Annotated in this window: 14 protein-coding genes; 9 read left to right on the top strand and 5 right to left on the bottom strand. The window is 38.3% G+C overall.

Going from position 1 to position 14,913, the window contains the following annotated elements; all coding sequences use genetic code 11:
• The first annotated feature begins 43 nt into the window (after positions 1-43).
• From VJ937_RS02740 to VJ937_RS02725, 4 genes are all read left to right on the top strand, one after another.
• Positions 44-367 (top strand): DUF3467 domain-containing protein, encoded by a 324-nt coding sequence (locus tag VJ937_RS02740; protein ID WP_324065374.1) that lies wholly within the window; start codon positions 44-46, stop codon positions 365-367.
• A gap of 90 nt (positions 368-457) precedes the next feature.
• Positions 458-1,315 (top strand): hypothetical protein, encoded by an 858-nt coding sequence (locus VJ937_RS02735; RefSeq protein ID WP_324065373.1) that lies wholly within the window; start codon positions 458-460, stop codon positions 1,313-1,315.
• 116 nt (positions 1,316-1,431) lie between these two features.
• Positions 1,432-1,890, top strand: coding sequence for a DUF4293 domain-containing protein (locus VJ937_RS02730; RefSeq protein ID WP_324065372.1), 459 nt, complete (start codon positions 1,432-1,434; stop codon positions 1,888-1,890).
• Positions 1,891-1,958: 68 nt separating this feature from the next.
• Positions 1,959-3,803 carry a tetratricopeptide repeat protein gene (locus tag VJ937_RS02725; RefSeq protein WP_324065371.1) on the top strand — a complete coding sequence of 615 codons (1,845 nt, stop codon included), beginning with the start codon at positions 1,959-1,961 and terminating at the stop codon, positions 3,801-3,803.
• Here VJ937_RS02725 and VJ937_RS02720 read toward each other — a convergent pair.
• Complete coding sequence (locus VJ937_RS02720; RefSeq protein WP_324065370.1) at positions 3,800-4,633, bottom strand: phytoene/squalene synthase family protein; 834 nt, start codon at positions 4,631-4,633, stop codon at positions 3,800-3,802. The genes VJ937_RS02725 and VJ937_RS02720 overlap by 4 nt on opposite strands.
• Positions 4,599-6,098 (bottom strand): phytoene desaturase family protein, encoded by a 1,500-nt coding sequence (locus tag VJ937_RS02715; RefSeq protein WP_324065368.1) that lies wholly within the window; start codon positions 6,096-6,098, stop codon positions 4,599-4,601. Before VJ937_RS02715 ends, VJ937_RS02720 begins: the two co-directional genes overlap by 35 nt.
• Before the next feature lie 195 nt (positions 6,099-6,293).
• Between VJ937_RS02715 and crtD the strand changes: the two genes are divergently transcribed.
• Genes crtD through VJ937_RS02695 form a run of 4 tightly spaced genes read left to right on the top strand, consistent with a single transcriptional unit; the run spans position 6,294 to position 10,130 of the window.
• A complete protein-coding gene (gene crtD, locus VJ937_RS02710) occupies positions 6,294-7,781 on the top strand; it encodes a 1-hydroxycarotenoid 3,4-desaturase CrtD (RefSeq protein ID WP_324065367.1) in 1,488 nt (495 codons plus the stop codon).
• The gene (locus tag VJ937_RS02705; protein WP_324065366.1) at positions 7,778-8,440 is read left to right on the top strand and encodes a carotenoid biosynthesis protein; all 663 of its coding nucleotides are present in this window, start codon (positions 7,778-7,780) and stop codon (positions 8,438-8,440) included. The genes crtD and VJ937_RS02705 overlap by 4 nt, the downstream gene beginning before the upstream one ends.
• On the top strand, positions 8,437-9,039 hold the full coding sequence (locus VJ937_RS02700; RefSeq protein ID WP_324065365.1) for a 1-acyl-sn-glycerol-3-phosphate acyltransferase: 603 nt from the start codon (positions 8,437-8,439) through the stop codon (positions 9,037-9,039). The genes VJ937_RS02705 and VJ937_RS02700 overlap by 4 nt, the downstream gene beginning before the upstream one ends.
• Positions 9,027-10,130: a glycosyltransferase family 2 protein gene (locus VJ937_RS02695; protein ID WP_324065364.1), complete on the top strand. Its 1,104-nt coding sequence runs from the start codon at positions 9,027-9,029 to the stop codon at positions 10,128-10,130. The genes VJ937_RS02700 and VJ937_RS02695 overlap by 13 nt, the downstream gene beginning before the upstream one ends.
• A 172-nt stretch (positions 10,131-10,302) precedes the next feature.
• On the opposite strand, the gene VJ937_RS02690 is transcribed toward VJ937_RS02695, so the two are convergent.
• Positions 10,303-10,497: a winged helix-turn-helix transcriptional regulator gene (locus VJ937_RS02690; RefSeq protein WP_057952271.1), complete on the bottom strand. Its 195-nt coding sequence runs from the start codon at positions 10,495-10,497 to the stop codon at positions 10,303-10,305.
• Positions 10,498-10,596: 99 nt separating this feature from the next.
• Positions 10,597-11,751 carry an alanine racemase gene (gene alr, locus VJ937_RS02685; protein WP_324065363.1) on the bottom strand — a complete coding sequence of 385 codons (1,155 nt, stop codon included), beginning with the start codon at positions 11,749-11,751 and terminating at the stop codon, positions 10,597-10,599.
• Between the two features lie 320 nt (positions 11,752-12,071).
• Here alr and VJ937_RS02680 point away from each other — a divergent pair, with 320 nt between their 5' ends.
• A complete protein-coding gene (locus tag VJ937_RS02680; RefSeq protein WP_324065362.1) occupies positions 12,072-14,105 on the top strand; it encodes a M13 family metallopeptidase in 2,034 nt (677 codons plus the stop codon).
• A 67-nt stretch (positions 14,106-14,172) separates the two neighbouring features.
• Here the strand turns inward: VJ937_RS02680 and VJ937_RS02675 are convergent.
• Positions 14,173-14,913: gliding motility-associated C-terminal domain-containing protein (locus VJ937_RS02675; protein ID WP_324065361.1), on the bottom strand; the 741-nt coding region annotated here is incomplete at its 5' end.

Here is a 14,913-nt window from a genome sequence, read left to right as displayed (position 1 = left end):
TTCTTACATTTATCTTTTATATCAAACCTTAAATACGACCATTATGAATCAATCAAATGAGAAAAAACAGAACCAGGTAAATATTGAACTAAAAGAAGATATTGCTGAAGGTATTTATTCAAACTTAGCCGTTATTACACATTCTCCTGCCGAATTTGTAATTGATTTTGTACGTGTTATGCCTGGCTTGCCAAAGGCTCCAGTAAAATCAAGAATTGTGCTCACCCCAGAACACGCCAAAAGGCTCATGAATGCCTTAAAAGATAATATCGAAAAATTCGAATCAGTTAACGGTCCGATAAAATCATCAGGCGGTGGAAAATCTGATATGCCAATGGGATTTGGCGGACCTACTGCACAAGCATGATTGTTAATGATATAATAACAAAGGTATTACTTAAAACAATTAGACTAATTATTCGTATATTGGTTAACATAACCCCAAAAATAGCTTATTATGATTAAATTTAGATTTCTTTTATTGATACCTTTGTTTGTATTGGCCTTTTCTTCATGCGAGGAAGAGGACCAAACAAGCATTGGAACCCCGGCAGAGGAGGATTTACAACCCATTCAGGACAATACAAAAGCTGAGCAGGGTGTTATGAATTCTGCAAATCTTATGAATCCCTATGGTTTAGACGAAGACCTGTCAGGTAAAAAAGCTTTTGATGAAAATCCTGTATACAGCATTAGTAACGATTCATTGCAAGTAACCATTGATTTCTCCGCTGTAGACAATATGGATGGTGAAATAATCATTACATACAACACGATTCCATTATATGATTTTTCACAGATTTCTGCTACTGCAGAGCTTATAAATTATACCCAGGGAACAATTGTGTATAATGGCCTACTAAACTTTTCTATGACAATTGGTGACGTGATTACAATGACCGTTGCAACCCCTGATGGAGAGGAAATTACCATTCAGGATGGGAATCTTGAGAGTACATGGATTGGTGAGCGCGTAATGACCTGGACAGAGGGCTTTGATACTCCTGCTATCGCTTCTGATGACATCTATGAAGTATCAGGAAGTGCACGGGGAATTACCTCAAATCAAACCAACTATACAGCAGAGATTTTAGAAACTTTAGTTTTTTCTCCAGATTGTGATTACATAATGTATGGAGAGCAGCAAATAAAGAATTATGTTGGTACAGACAATGAAACAACATTGACATTAACATATCATGTAGATTCTGGAGGTAATACTTTAACCGAGCCTACCTGTAATTCATATTTTAATTTGAATTTTGTTTCTCAGAACCTGGAGCTTAATCTGGTTTTGAGCTTTAACGATATGTAATGAAAATTTAACTTATGAGAAGCCGCCTGATGTTTCCGGCGGCTTTTTTTTTGATATTGGATTTTTTTAAGCAGGAATTTATTAATTTGCGCCTCCAAAAGTTAAATTATAAACTTATGTTGCAGAGAATTCAAACTATATTTTTATCAGTAGCATTTATTATTTCTCTTGGTATTTATGTTTGGCCAATTGCCATTTTCCCAGCAGAATCAAATGATTTAATCTTTACCGTTAGAGGTTTTTTAAGTGATTCAGGTGAGGTAATTACACTTTTGTACCCGTTTTTAATTCTTTCGGGCATCATTTCTTTTCTTATTCTTTATCAACTTTTTAGTTTTAAAAAGCGGATTCGTCAAATTCAAACCGGTAAAGCAATAATAATTCTGCTCGTTATTTGGTATGGAGTTGGTGTAACACATGTCTATAACTATTTTCAAAATTTTGAAATATTATTGACTATTAAGCCGCACATTACGTTGTTTATTCCATTTGTACTTGTGATACTAATTTTGTTTGCCAATAAGTATATTAGAAAAGACGAAGAACTAGTCCGTTCTGTCGATCGCATTAGGTGAATTTTAGTCAACCCGGATAAATATTACATTGATTTACTTTTCGTTAAAGTAAAAGCTAATCAAACATTATGACCATTAAGAAGCGTTTGTTTGCCCTATCCCTTATTGCTTTTATTGCCTTGTTTTTTGCAGGTGCACTGCAGGTATCAGGGCAAAGTAGGAGTGATATAGAGCTTGCAAGAGAATATTTACGTAATAAAGAGTATGGCAAAGCATTGTCTTTATATGAGAAATTATATGAGATTCAACCTTCTTCAACTGTCTTTTTCAGGTACTATATCCAATCGCTTATGGGTGTTGAAGACTATCGCAAAGCTGAGCGGATAGCCAAAAGGCATATACGCAGGAATCCATACGATTTGAATGCCCATGTTGAGCTTGGACAAATATATCAGCAACAAGGCGAAGATAAAAAAGCTGCAGATGTCTATCAGGATATCATCGATGCTGTTAGTGATAATATAAACCGTATGCGACAATTGGCTAATGTTTTTATAAGTCGAAGGCAATTTGGGTGGGCCGAGGAGGTTTATCTCGAAGGAGCAAAACAAAACAGGCATTATAAATTCAATTATGAACTTGCCAATGTTTATTACTATCAGCGCAATTATCCAAAAATGATTGATGCTTATCTGGAGCTACTTGCAGTCAATGATCAATATTTGAATACAGTCAAAAACAGGCTGAATCATGCAGTTTATAGCGATACTGATGATACACTTACGGAATTGTTGAAAGACAGACTGCTTTTAATGAGTCAGAAACACAGTGGCAGAGATGTTTTTAATGAATTGCTTATATGGGCTCATTTGCACGATGATGAATTTCAGCAAGCATTGGTGCAGGCAAAAGCACTTGACCGGAGAAATAATGAAAATGGTTCCAGAATAATTGATATCACACAAAAGGCCTTAAAAAATAATCAGTATGATGTCGTGGCTCAAGGGGCTGAATATGTGATGGGTAAAGGCAAATCCGGGTCGTATTATATTTTGGCCCGACATCTTTATTTGAAATCACGCTTTAGCCAGGTCGAGGAAGGCATCATATATGAACAGGCTGAGATGTCGGAACTCGCTCAAAAATATCAGCAAGCTATTAATGATAGCCGGCCCGGTGCCAGATTGTTGCCTTTTTATATTGACCTTACCCGGCTTTATGCTTTTTATTTGCACCAGGTAGACTCTGCTTTATATTGGGTTAAAAAAGCAGCTAATTTGCCGCAATTATCGATAATGGATGAGAATAAAGTAAAGATACTCGAAGCCGATGTGAAACTGGTCGATGGGCAAATATTTGATGCTACGCTAATTTATGCGGCTGTTGAGCGCGACCTCAAAAACAACCCTATTGGCTATGAAGCTAAATTAAAAAAGGCGTTGATGGCCTTTTATCAATGTGATTTTCAATGGGCACTCGGGCAGGTCGATGTATTAAAAGCCAGTACATCTAAACTTATAGCCAACGACGCGGCAGAATTATCTTTGCAAATTTCAGAGAATCAAACAGAGGATTCTGTTCAAACAGCCCTTTGTAGGTTTGCAAAAGCCAGACTGGCTATGCGTCAGCACCAGGACACTGTTGCAATAAAAATTCTTGATTCATTAATAACTAAATACCCGAATCACCCTGTATTGGATGATGTACTTATGAATAAGGCTGAATTGCTAAGGGACAGGGGGAATTATGAAGAGGCAACAAGCTTATATATGCGCGTTTTTGAAGAGTTTACAAAAGAACCCTTTGCTGCCGCAGCCGGATTTCATGCAGCTATTTTGTTCGAAGAACAGTTAAAGAAAGAAACAAAGGCTTTCGATATTTTTAAAACGCTACTGAAGGACTATCCAATGAGCATCTATCAGCCTACTGTGCGAAAGCATATAAGGAGACTGAGGGCAAATATTGTCAATTAAATCAGGTTCATTTTATGTTTGATGTAACCTTTAAATAGCAGTGCCATTTTACGCGTATTTGATATCCTGTAGCGCTCCGACATGATATTTTTTGCCTTTGTTTGCCGGATTTTTAAGAATAGTTTTTTGTAATATGTATAGGCAAGAAAAACTCCCAACCGGCTATCTTTATTGAGTCGTTTAATTCCTTCATAAGCTTCATTGAAGTCTATAGCTATGTCTTCTTCAATTTTAGCTTTGTCGGCATCAGAGAAAGATGCAGGGTCTATTTGCGGGAAATATGATCGGCTCCTTTCAAGGTAGTCGCTACTTAAATCTCGCAGGAAATTAATTTTTTGGAATGCTTCTCCCAATTTCATTGCTGGCTCTTTCAGTCTTTCGTATTCTTTGGCGTTGTTTTCAGTGAAAACTCTTAAGCACATAAGACCAACCACTTCGGCTGAACCGTAGACATATTTTTTAAAGGTTTGGCTGTTATAGTCTTCGTGGGTCAGATCCATTTGCATACTATCTAAAAATGCCTCAATAGTTTCTTTTTCTATACTGTACTTGTTTACTACATATTGAAAGCTGTGCAGTATTGGGTTGGTGCTAATTTTATCTTCAATTGCTTTGTACGTATCTTCTCTAAATTCTTTCAATAATCTTTTTTTATCATGCTCATGAAAAGTATCAACAATTTCATCAGCAAATCGCACAAAACCATAAATACCATGAATTGGCATTCGGTATTTTTTCGACAGAAGTCGTACCCCTAAGGAAAAAGAGGTGCTATAATTGCGTGTGGTTCTTCTACTACACTGAAGTGCGTTTTTTGTGTACAGGTCCATAGTCTTTTTCTATACGTTCAACAACTAATTTAGAACTAATAACGGCCATCGGTAATCCTGTCCCAGGTACTGTTGATGAGCCCACATAATAAACATTATCATAATCTTCATCTGCATTGGAAGGTCTAAAGGCCCCAATTTGATTCAGGTCGTGAGCAAGGCCCAATCCGCTCCCCCTGTGTAAACCAAATGTTTTTTCCCAGAAGGGAGGTGCATATATTGTTTTGCTTACAATGTGATCTTTAATGTTGGTTTTGATCCGATTCCCTAAATCGCTTATGATATTGTCAGCCAACTCTTCCTGGTCGTTCCAGTCTGGTTTATACCTTAAATCAGGCACCGGACAAAGAATAAATACTGCTTCCTGTCCTTCTGGAGCGCAATCTTCATTGTATTTTGATACATTGGTTACGTAATAGTAAGGTTTGTCAAGTGAGATGCTGTTTTTGAAAATTTTGCTGGCATATTCTTTAAAGTTATCTCCCAAAAAGTAGGAGTGGTGTTCCAATTCCGGTAACTTTTTGTCAATTCCCAGGTACATTGTAAATGGGGCCAATGTCCATTTTTGTTTGTCCAGCTTTGGTGTGCTGAATGATTTCTTGTGCATTATTTTATTTCTGAATACGGCAGCGTCTGCATTAACAACAAATATGTCAGCTTCCCATTTTTTATCGTTTTGGTCAATAAATGCGGTCACTTTGCTACCTTGTGCTTCAAAGCTTTTAATAGAGGTATGAAAAGTAATATCGATATCCTGTTTTTCCATCTCCTTTACCAATCCGTCTACAATTTTATACATTCCACCCTTAACATTGTGGTAGCCATCATGTACCAATTCTGTGTAAGATAGCAGGGAGTAAACAGCTGGCGTGTCGAATGGTGTCGCTCCAAGGAAAAATGCCACCAATGAAAGGGTTTCTTTAACTTCTCTGGAGCTAAAGTATTTGCTAACCTCGCTCCAGAACGAACGTAGCATTTTAGGTGCATGTCCCCATGGGACTCTTGCTAGTGTGATAATATATTCAGCAATGTTCCTGAAATTCCGTTTAATAACCAGATCAGTGCTATCGTGAAAAAATTTTCCTGCTGAATTGAGGTATTTCTCAATATTTTCCCTGAAATCAGGCTCTACGGCCTTAAATTCATTGGCAAGTTTGTCGAGGTTTTTGTAAATTCTGTAAGTTTCACCTGAGTCGCGAAAATTTACGGAATAAAGTGGATCCAACTCGATAAATTCAAATGGCATTGGGATTTCTGCATCGTTTATGAACTCAGTAAACTCATAACTCATGCTGAAGAACGACGGAGCCATATCAAAAGTAAAACCATCTTTTTTAAGCTGATTAAGTCTTCCACCTGCCTGATGATATTGCTCAACCATATGGACTTTGTATCCTCTTCTGGATAGTCTGAGTGCGGCTGTTAAGCCTCCAAGTCCTGTTCCTATAATTAATGCATTTGGCATTTGTATAATGTTTTTGTTGTTTTTTTAAACAAATTGATCTGATTGTTCAACAAGAAAAGGAAAATATTGTTTGACTGTTAAACAAAAATATAGACGATTCAGTGCTTTTCGCATTATTTTAATATTTAACTTGAGTATTATTAATTGATTTTCAGGATATTGTTGGAAAGACTCACTATAAAAGAGCATCTGATCATGAAGCAAAAAATAGCCATAGTAGGTTCCGGAATAGGTGGAATTGCTGCTGCCATCAGATTGGCTGCACAAGGGCACGATGTAACAGTATTTGAGCAAGCCGATAAGCCTGGCGGCAAATTAAATGAGCTGAAAAAAGATGGTTTTAGGTTCGATACAGGACCTTCTTTATTTACACTTCCGGGACTTGTTGAAGAGCTGTTTTCCATGGGGAAATCACAGTCTCAAACTAACCTTAAGTATCATAAGCTAGATAATGTTTGCAAATATCATTATGAGGATGGAATTGTGTTGAATGCCTGGGCTGACCCTCATCGATTTGCTACCGAAGCTTGTGAAAAAGTGGGAGAACCTACATGGCGGGTGCATAACTATTTTAATAAGGTTAAAGAGATGTACGACCTGTCTGCCGGGCTGTTTATTTTTAGACCATTTGCCAGATGGGAGACATTCAGGTCTGAAGCAGGTAAAAAAGTAGCTAAAAAGTTTCATAAATTAGATATGTTGCTTTCCATGCATCAGCGTAATAAGCGCAGTTTTAAGAGTAAGTATTTGGTAAAACTGTTTGACCGCTATGGTACCTATAATGGGTCCAATCCCTACAGGGCCCCTGCTACGCTGAATATGATTGCCCATCTTGAGCATAGCGAGGGGGCTTATTTTCCTGATAAAGGTATGTATGATATTATTACACAACTTGTGAATCATGCTCGCGAATTGGGAGTTGACTTCAACTTTAATTCAAGGGTTGAAGAGGTGTTGTTTCAGAAAAACAAGGTTAGGGGGGTTAGGGTAAATGGTAGTAGTTTTTTTGCAGACAGGGTTGTCAGTGATATGGATGTTACTGGTTTTTATAAGCACCTGATGCCGGCAAGGAAAATCCCTCTGCGCGTTAGAGTAATGGAAAAATCAAGTTCAGCGGTTATTTTTTATTGGGGTGTTAACCGTACTTTCCCTAATCTGGAGCTGCACAATATCTTTTTTGCAGAAAATTATAAAGAAGAGTTTAGGTATCTTTTTCGTAAAAAGCAGCTTTATCATGATCCAACTGTGTATATTTTTATAAGCAATAAGGTTACCGGAAGAGATGCACCTGCAGAAATGGAAAATTGGTTTGTGATGATTAACGCACCGGTAAACAAGGGACAATACACTGCAGAAGTGATGGCTGAATTGCGAACAAATATCATAAAAAAGTTAAGCAGAATGCTTAATGTAGATGTCAAAAAACACATAGTGAGCGAGTCTATAGGAACACCGGTTACAATTGAAGAAAATACCTCGTCTGCCGGGGGCGCTATTTACGGAAGTAGTTCCAATAGTCGATTCTCAGCTTTTATGCGTCATCCAAACAGAGTTAACCGGTTCGGGGGATTGCATTTTGTGGGAGGAAGTGTGCATCCCGGAGGAGGAATTCCTTTGTGCATTGCTTCAGCGGGAATTATAAGTAATGATATTCAAAACGAAAACCAAAAGTCGAAAAAATGAAAAAGTTATTGAAAAATATTACTGTAAGTAATGCCAAACTTATACGCACAGTTATATCGGTTTATTTTATTGGTGTTTTGGGTTTTTTGATTCCTTATACCCGCGATTTTTTTGTTGACCTCACCGTACTAAATCTTCTTTTTAGTTTAGTAGTGTTGTTTTTGGCTGTATGGAAAGACTTAAATTGGTGGCACATATCCATATTCATTTTAGTGTATGTTTTGGGCTATGGAATTGAAGTTGTAGGTGTGAATACAGGCTGGCCTTTTGGTGATTACGCTTATGGAGACGTGCTTGGAATAAAGATTCTCGAAACGCCTTTATTTATAGGTATCAATTGGCTGCTGCTAGTATTGGCAACTAATTTATTAGCCAGGCAAAGAATCGAGAATAAGTGGCTGGTACCGGTGGCTGCTGCTACTATGATGCTTATTTTTGATATAGCCCTTGAGCCATTTGCGATTTATACCGGTATGTGGACCTGGGAAGCTATAATTGTCCCCTTCAATAATTATGTAGCATGGTGGATAATTGCTTTTGTAATGCATATGCTTTTTGTGCCTTTAAAATTTACAAGAGGCTACACCGTTGCTGCTGCTGTTTTTTTAGCTCAAATTGTTTTTTTTATTATCGTTAATCTTAAAAACTATCTGATATGATAAAAGCCCGTCATCTGGCTTTTTATCGTTGGTTCTACGGTGTTTATTCCCGTATTGCCATTAGCAGGGCTTTTAACCAGGTTAATGTCGTTCTACCTGAAATTGATGTCGATAAACCACTATTAGTAATAGCCAATCATCACTCCTGGTGGGATGGTTTTTGGGTGCTGAATCTAAACAGACGCTACTGGAAAAAACGGTTTCATGTGATGATGTTACTTGAACAATTGCGAAGGCATCCTACCTTCAGATACGTTGGGGCATACTCCGTGCAAAAGGGTAATAGAAGTGTAATGGAGTCTTTGGAATATACCTCTTCTATATTAGGAGAAACTAAAAACATGGTTTTATTGTATCCGCAGGGTGTAATTCAATCTCAACATGCTGAGTACATAAAATTTCAAAAAGGGATTGATAAGATTATAAATAATGCTTCTGGTATTTCTGTGCTAATGTTAGTTACCCTAACAGATTATTTCTCTCGCAGAAAACCGGGACTGTGGGTTTATGGTGAATTATTCAATGGAGAAGGTGATATTGAGCTGGCTTATAATGATTTTTATATGCAGAGTAAACAACAACAAAAATGGACTGGATAAATTTAGGAGCCTGGATCGTTATTGGATTTGCCGTAATCCGCTTGTTGGTATCCCTGTTAAATTTAATTTTTAAAAGGGAGTTGACAGATATGCGATTAGAAGGTGAGCCATTGGTTGATATTCTGATTCCTGCCAGAAATGAAGAGAATAACTTACCCAGAATATTAAAAGATCTCGACCAGCAATCTTACAGGGAATTTCGCATTACTGTGTATGATGATAATTCATCTGATGGCACAGGAGCTTATCTGGATGAAGTAAAAAAGGGCAACCCGGCTCTTAGTGTAATAAAAGGAATTGATGTGCCTGATGGCTGGAGTGGAAAAAATCACGCATGCTACCAATTAGCTAAAAATGTGAATGGCTCAATTATCATTTATCTTGATGCCGATGTGCGTGTTAGTAGATGTTTTGTGCGAAAAGTTGTGGCGCATTTTCATAAACATGAACTTCATCTTTTATCGTTTTTTCCTGTACAGGTAACCAAAACTTTTGGTGAACTATTGATTGTTCCTCTAATTAATTGGATATTGCTCAGTTTGTTGCCATTAAATTTGGTTAGAGCTTCTTCCAGACCGGCCCTCTCCGCAGCCAATGGTCAATGTATGGTTTTTGATGCTGATAATTATAAGCATCATCAATGGCACAAGCAAGTCTGCATCGATCCTGTCGAGGACATTGCCATAATGCGCAAAATGAAAGCAGCGGATTTTAAAGTGGAAACCTTACCCGGTAACAATGAAATTAGTTGTCGTATGTATCGTACCTTTAGGGAGTCATTAAATGGTGTAGCCAGAAGTGCACCTGCTTTTTTCGGAAACAATTGGCTCCTGGCAACTTTTTTTGTGGTCATAATTGTACCAGGTCCACTTCTCGTATTTCTGAGCGGAGATTTATTTTTAATATACTTTTTTATATTAACAGTTCTGTTAATGAGGGTGTTTGTGTCAATAGTTAGCAAACAGGCAGTACTCCTAAATGTAATACTCCATGTACCCCAAATGTTAATGTTTCCTATAGTTGTATTCAAAGGTTTGTACAACCGCTTCAGACGCAGGTACCAATGGAAAGGCCGCGCTTTTAAATTGTAAATACCATTATCGGAGGCGTAAAATTGCTATGCACTGAAGGATCGATTCCTTATTTGCCTGTGGATTTTTTGAAAATAAAGCGGTTAGGAAACTCCTGAAAGCGGCTCGTAATTGAGGCTCAGCCTGACTTGGAGAGTTTCCGGATAGGAGTTAGTGCCTTGCAGATTGATCGCTAAAGGTTGAGTGCATATCTTGAGTGATCTTCTACTTTAACAAGTCCCTGACGCTTAAGGCTAATCATGTGTTGAAGTCCCCGTTCTGCTGAAATGCCAAGATTTTTAACTATACCGCCAAGAGTCATGTCATTGTTTTGTTCCAGTAATTCAAGAATTTTTTGATTTGTTTTGTCTTGTAATAGTTCATTCATGATTTGTAAAATACTGATTTTTTGGTTAGACATATAGTATTTAGACGTAATTTCAGCAAAAAAGTTGCCAAAATCCGTTACTTATTTGTTATCTGAATGTTAGTTTTTAATTATTCGGGGTATACTTCCGGGTAGTCTTGTAAGTAGTTCGTAATTTACCTGCTGGGTAAATTCACTAAAAGAAGATACTCTGATGATGTTGTTTTTCTGTTTGCCAATAAGAACCACTTCGTCGCCAGGTTTTACATTATTAATATGCGTAACGTCTGCTATAAGCATGTTCATGTTAACCAGTCCGATTACTGATGCAATTTTTCCATGAATCAGTACCCGGCCATTGTTGCTTAACGAACGATTGAAACCATCTGCATAACCAACAGGTACCACCGCTATTTTCTTTTTCTCACTGGCAAAAAATGCTGTGCCATAGCTTATAAATTCTCCGGGCTCAACGGTTTTGATGTGCATTACGCGGCTTTTCCAGCTTAAGACCCGTCTGAGTGGGTCAATTGTATGTTTATATTTTTGCATGAAGGCAATTCGTGTTTCAAAGCTTGGCCAAAAACCATATTGAAGAATTCCCGTACGAATTAAGTCTTTTCTTGTTCTGGGGTATGAAATAGCAGCTGCTGAGCAGGCCATATGTAGTTTTTCCGGTTCGCAGCCCTGCTTTTTTATTTGGTTAAGCTGCCTGTTGTAGTTAATGATTTGTCTTTTAACCCTAACGTGGTTAGCAATACTCTCTGCTCCTGCAAAATGTGTGCAGGCGCCTTTTATGTGCACATAACGTCTGTTTTCCTTTATAAGCTTAATGGCTTTTTTTAGATTTTCATCATCTAATCCGGTACGGTTCATGCCTGTTTCCAGTTCCAGGTGTATGTTAGCCTTTTTCTTTACTTTCTTTGCAGCAAGAATTGCTTTGTTCAGGTCACCTGGTTCGTAAATGAAAAAACTAATGTCATGTTCTATAACCCACTCGTACGAATCGTTGGGAATGTAGCCCATAATCATTAAGTGTACATCTTTGTTTTTTACGCTATGTACCCTGCAGGCCTCCTCCAATGAGAACACAGAAAAGTAATTGATGCCCGCATTTTGTGCAAGTGGAACGATTTGTTCTATGCCATGACCATAAGCATTACCTTTTACGACTGACGAAATATCTGTGTCTTTGAATATACTTTTCAAAAACTCCAGGTTATGTAAGTAGGCTTTTTTATCTATTTCGATCCAGGTGCGCAAATTGGTTGACATATTGGTCTTTTTAAGTCTCCTGGAATTTCGCAAATTACGTTCCACTATGCTTTTGTGTTTATTGTTTTTGTCTTTACAACAAATATAGAGTTTCTGGCTACTTTTCCCAAAACTGTATGGTGCAGCATGTGCTAATTTTAAAGTAATACTGTGCACCCAGTGTTCGAAAACGCACGGATTTCTGCCTGATTTTACCTTATGGTAATTCCCTGCTGTTTTTCAACCTGAAAGTAATCAGTAAGTTATATTTTTTGGTGGCTTTTTTGCGTATTCATTAAGAGTTTAAACAACCCGAAAAATAATTTAAAAAGGTTTTAGATATGAAAAAAATCATGATTTTTGCCCTTGTTTTATTAATCACCAGCATAACTATATCATGTGATATGAACAACAACGGCGAAGAAAAACCCATTAAAAAAGAAGATATGGACCTGACCGCAAGTCCGGTAGAAGATTTTAACCAATATGCCAATGGCGGATGGATGAAGTCGCATCCAATTCCTGCAGATAAATCTCGTCACGGTGCTTTTACAGAGTTGGCCGACAAAAACGAGAAAAAACTCAAGGCTATCGTGGAAGAAATGTCTGGGGCAAATGCAGAGGCAGGTTCCGTGGAACGTAAAATTGAAGATATGTTTGCTACCGGCATGGATACTACAGCCATCGAAAAGGCCGGAGCTGAACCACTCAAACCCTATCTTGAGCAAATAGAATCGATTGCTTCAGTCGAAGATATGCAAGCATTACTGGCCGAATACAAAACACAGGGCATGGGCTTCTTATTTGGTTTTTATGGTTCTCCGGACAAGATGAACTCTGATTTCCAAATACCACAGTTGTCGCAAAGCGGACTTGGCTTGCCTGATAGAAGTTACTATTTCGATAAAGGAGAAGATGCCGAAAATATTCGTGAAAAGTATCTGGCTCATGTTCGAACAATGCTGGAACTTGCAGGAGCCGCTTCTGATGAGGCCAGCAAGGCAGCTAAGAAAATTATGGCCATTGAAACCCGTTTAGCAAAAGCATCGCTTACAAGGGAACAGCTTAGAAATGTAAAACTTACTTACAATAAAATGCCACTCAACGAGGTTGATGACTTGATGGATAACTTCGATTGGAAAACCTACTTCAAAAGTGTGGGGTTAGCCGAACCCGGAGAAATCAATGTTGGTATGCCAGGCTTTTTCGAGGAGCTGGATGAAATGTTGGCTGATGTGGATGTTAAGGATTGGCAATGGTACCTTAAATGGCACATGATCGACAAAAATGCATCATTTTTAAGCAAAGATTTTGTAAATCAGAATTTTGCCTTTTATGGTAAAACACTGAGTGGTCAAGAGCAAATCAGACCACGATGGAAACGAGTACTGAACGCTACAAATGGCGTGCTTAGCGAAGCAATTGGAAAAGTTTATGTCAATAAATACTTCCCGCCAGAGGCCAAAGAGCGCATGGAGAAACTTGTAGGAAACTTAAAACTTGCCCTTGCTGAGCGTATTAAAGTGCTTCCCTGGATGGGAGATAGCACGAAAACACTTGCCCTTGAAAAACTAAATACCATAAAGGTAAAAGTGGGTTATCCTGACAAATGGAAAGATTACAGTACACTGGACATCAAAGACGATAATTATTTGGCAAACATCATGCGGGCTCGCCAATGGAACTACAAAGATATGCTGGGCAAAATTAATAAACCCGTAGATAAGTCTGAATGGTTTATGCCACCACAAATGGTTAATGCATATTACAACCCGGCTTATAATGAAATTGTATTTCCTGCAGGAATTCTGCAGCCTCCGTTTTTCTACCAAAATGGCGACGATGCCGTGAATTATGGTGCTATAGGTATGGTAATCGGACACGAAATGACCCATGGTTTCGATGATAAAGGTCGCCTTTATGATAAAAATGGTAATATGACAGATTGGTGGACCAAAGATGATGCTGAACGTTTTAATGAAAGATCACAAAAATTGGTTGAGCAATATAATAATGTGAATATAATTGATACAATAATGGCCAACGGCGAACTCTCTCTGGGTGAGAATATCGCCGATTTAGGTGGGCTAAATATATCCTTAACCGCTTTAAAAAACACAGAGCAATATAAAAATGGCAAGGAAATGGAAGGATTTACCCCATTACAACGATTTTTCCTTGCCTATGCGCATGTATGGGCTCAAAATATCCGCGATAAGGAGAAGGTAAGGCTCACCAAAGTGGATGTTCATTCCCTCGGCAGGAACCGGGTAAATGAACCGCTTCGCAATATGCCGGAGTTCCACAAAGCCTTTGGCGCCAAACAAGGTGATTATATGTTCCTCTCTGAGGAGCAAAGAGCTTATATTTGGTAATAATTAGGTGAGTTCACTCTCGAAGGCACCTGGCTTTGGTCAGGTGCCTTTTAAATTTTTAGACGTTTTATTTCAAACCACCCGCAATTACACAGGTTTGTTTTGATTCACCCTGGTTACCAGTGTCATCGAACCATTCTGCGTAAATAATGTAAATGCCTACAGGCAACTTTTGGCCATTATCGTCTGTGCCATCCCATGTAACAAATCCCTCCGACGAAACCGACTCATTGTTTAAAAGATTGCGTACCAGTAATCCACGGTGATTAAGTATCCTAATCGTAAGTATGTTGCCAGGTTCAGCGAAGCGGTAATTAATCTTTAGATAGTCCTGGTAGCCGTCGCCGTCGGGGCTTAGGGTTTCATTGGTGAGCGAAATATTGTCTGTGTCAGTTTTTTCTGTATTATATTGAGAGTTTTCTCTTGTTGGCGTAGCAAACCCTGCATCAGCAGCTGCAGAGTGCCAATTTGATGGGTTGTCTGACGCCGATAAAGGTGAAATCCTTTCCAGTGACACCCCATCAGGATCATCCAACAGCGCATGGTGCATTGATTCATTGTATTCCACTCTGTCGATTTCGTTACCGCCGGATTCCATTAAAATAAAAGCTCCGGCATCATTGGCTAATGATGGTAGATTGGTTAATAGTGTCTGGTTTTTATGCACAGGCGTATAGGCGTCCTCTAAACAATCGTATGCACTCGTAAGTATGTAATATTTTTCAGGTGGTAAAACATACCTTTTGGTTGTAACCTTGTTAATATCATCGGGTTGTCCCGATTCATCAAGGTTGCCCATGTACATCTG

This window comes from Salinivirga sp., assembly GCF_035268865.1.
Taxonomy (GTDB): domain Bacteria; phylum Bacteroidota; class Bacteroidia; order Bacteroidales; family Salinivirgaceae; genus Salinivirga.
Note: the sequence above shows the minus strand (reverse complement) of the source record. Positions and strands in the feature narration are given on the sequence as shown.

What these genes read in the sequence shown, in the direction of transcription:
- VJ937_RS02740 (WP_324065374.1), top strand. Translation starts at nt 44, where the DNA reads ATGAATCAATCAAATGAGAAAAAACAGAACCAGGTAAATATTGAACTA.
- VJ937_RS02735 (WP_324065373.1), top strand. Translation starts at nt 458, where the DNA reads ATGATTAAATTTAGATTTCTTTTATTGATACCTTTGTTTGTATTGGCC.
- VJ937_RS02730 (WP_324065372.1), top strand. Translation starts at nt 1,432, where the DNA reads ATGTTGCAGAGAATTCAAACTATATTTTTATCAGTAGCATTTATTATT.
- VJ937_RS02725 (WP_324065371.1), top strand. Translation starts at nt 1,959, where the DNA reads ATGACCATTAAGAAGCGTTTGTTTGCCCTATCCCTTATTGCTTTTATT.
- VJ937_RS02720 (WP_324065370.1), bottom strand. Translation starts at nt 4,633, where the DNA reads ATGGACCTGTACACAAAAAACGCACTTCAGTGTAGTAGAAGAACCACA.
- VJ937_RS02715 (WP_324065368.1), bottom strand. Translation starts at nt 6,098, where the DNA reads ATGCCAAATGCATTAATTATAGGAACAGGACTTGGAGGCTTAACAGCC.
- crtD (WP_324065367.1), top strand. Translation starts at nt 6,294, where the DNA reads ATGAAGCAAAAAATAGCCATAGTAGGTTCCGGAATAGGTGGAATTGCT.
- VJ937_RS02705 (WP_324065366.1), top strand. Translation starts at nt 7,778, where the DNA reads ATGAAAAAGTTATTGAAAAATATTACTGTAAGTAATGCCAAACTTATA.
- VJ937_RS02700 (WP_324065365.1), top strand. Translation starts at nt 8,437, where the DNA reads ATGATAAAAGCCCGTCATCTGGCTTTTTATCGTTGGTTCTACGGTGTT.
- VJ937_RS02695 (WP_324065364.1), top strand. Translation starts at nt 9,027, where the DNA reads ATGGACTGGATAAATTTAGGAGCCTGGATCGTTATTGGATTTGCCGTA.
- VJ937_RS02690 (WP_057952271.1), bottom strand. Translation starts at nt 10,497, where the DNA reads ATGAATGAACTATTACAAGACAAAACAAATCAAAAAATTCTTGAATTA.
- alr (WP_324065363.1), bottom strand. Translation starts at nt 11,751, where the DNA reads ATGTCAACCAATTTGCGCACCTGGATCGAAATAGATAAAAAAGCCTAC.
- VJ937_RS02680 (WP_324065362.1), top strand. Translation starts at nt 12,072, where the DNA reads ATGAAAAAAATCATGATTTTTGCCCTTGTTTTATTAATCACCAGCATA.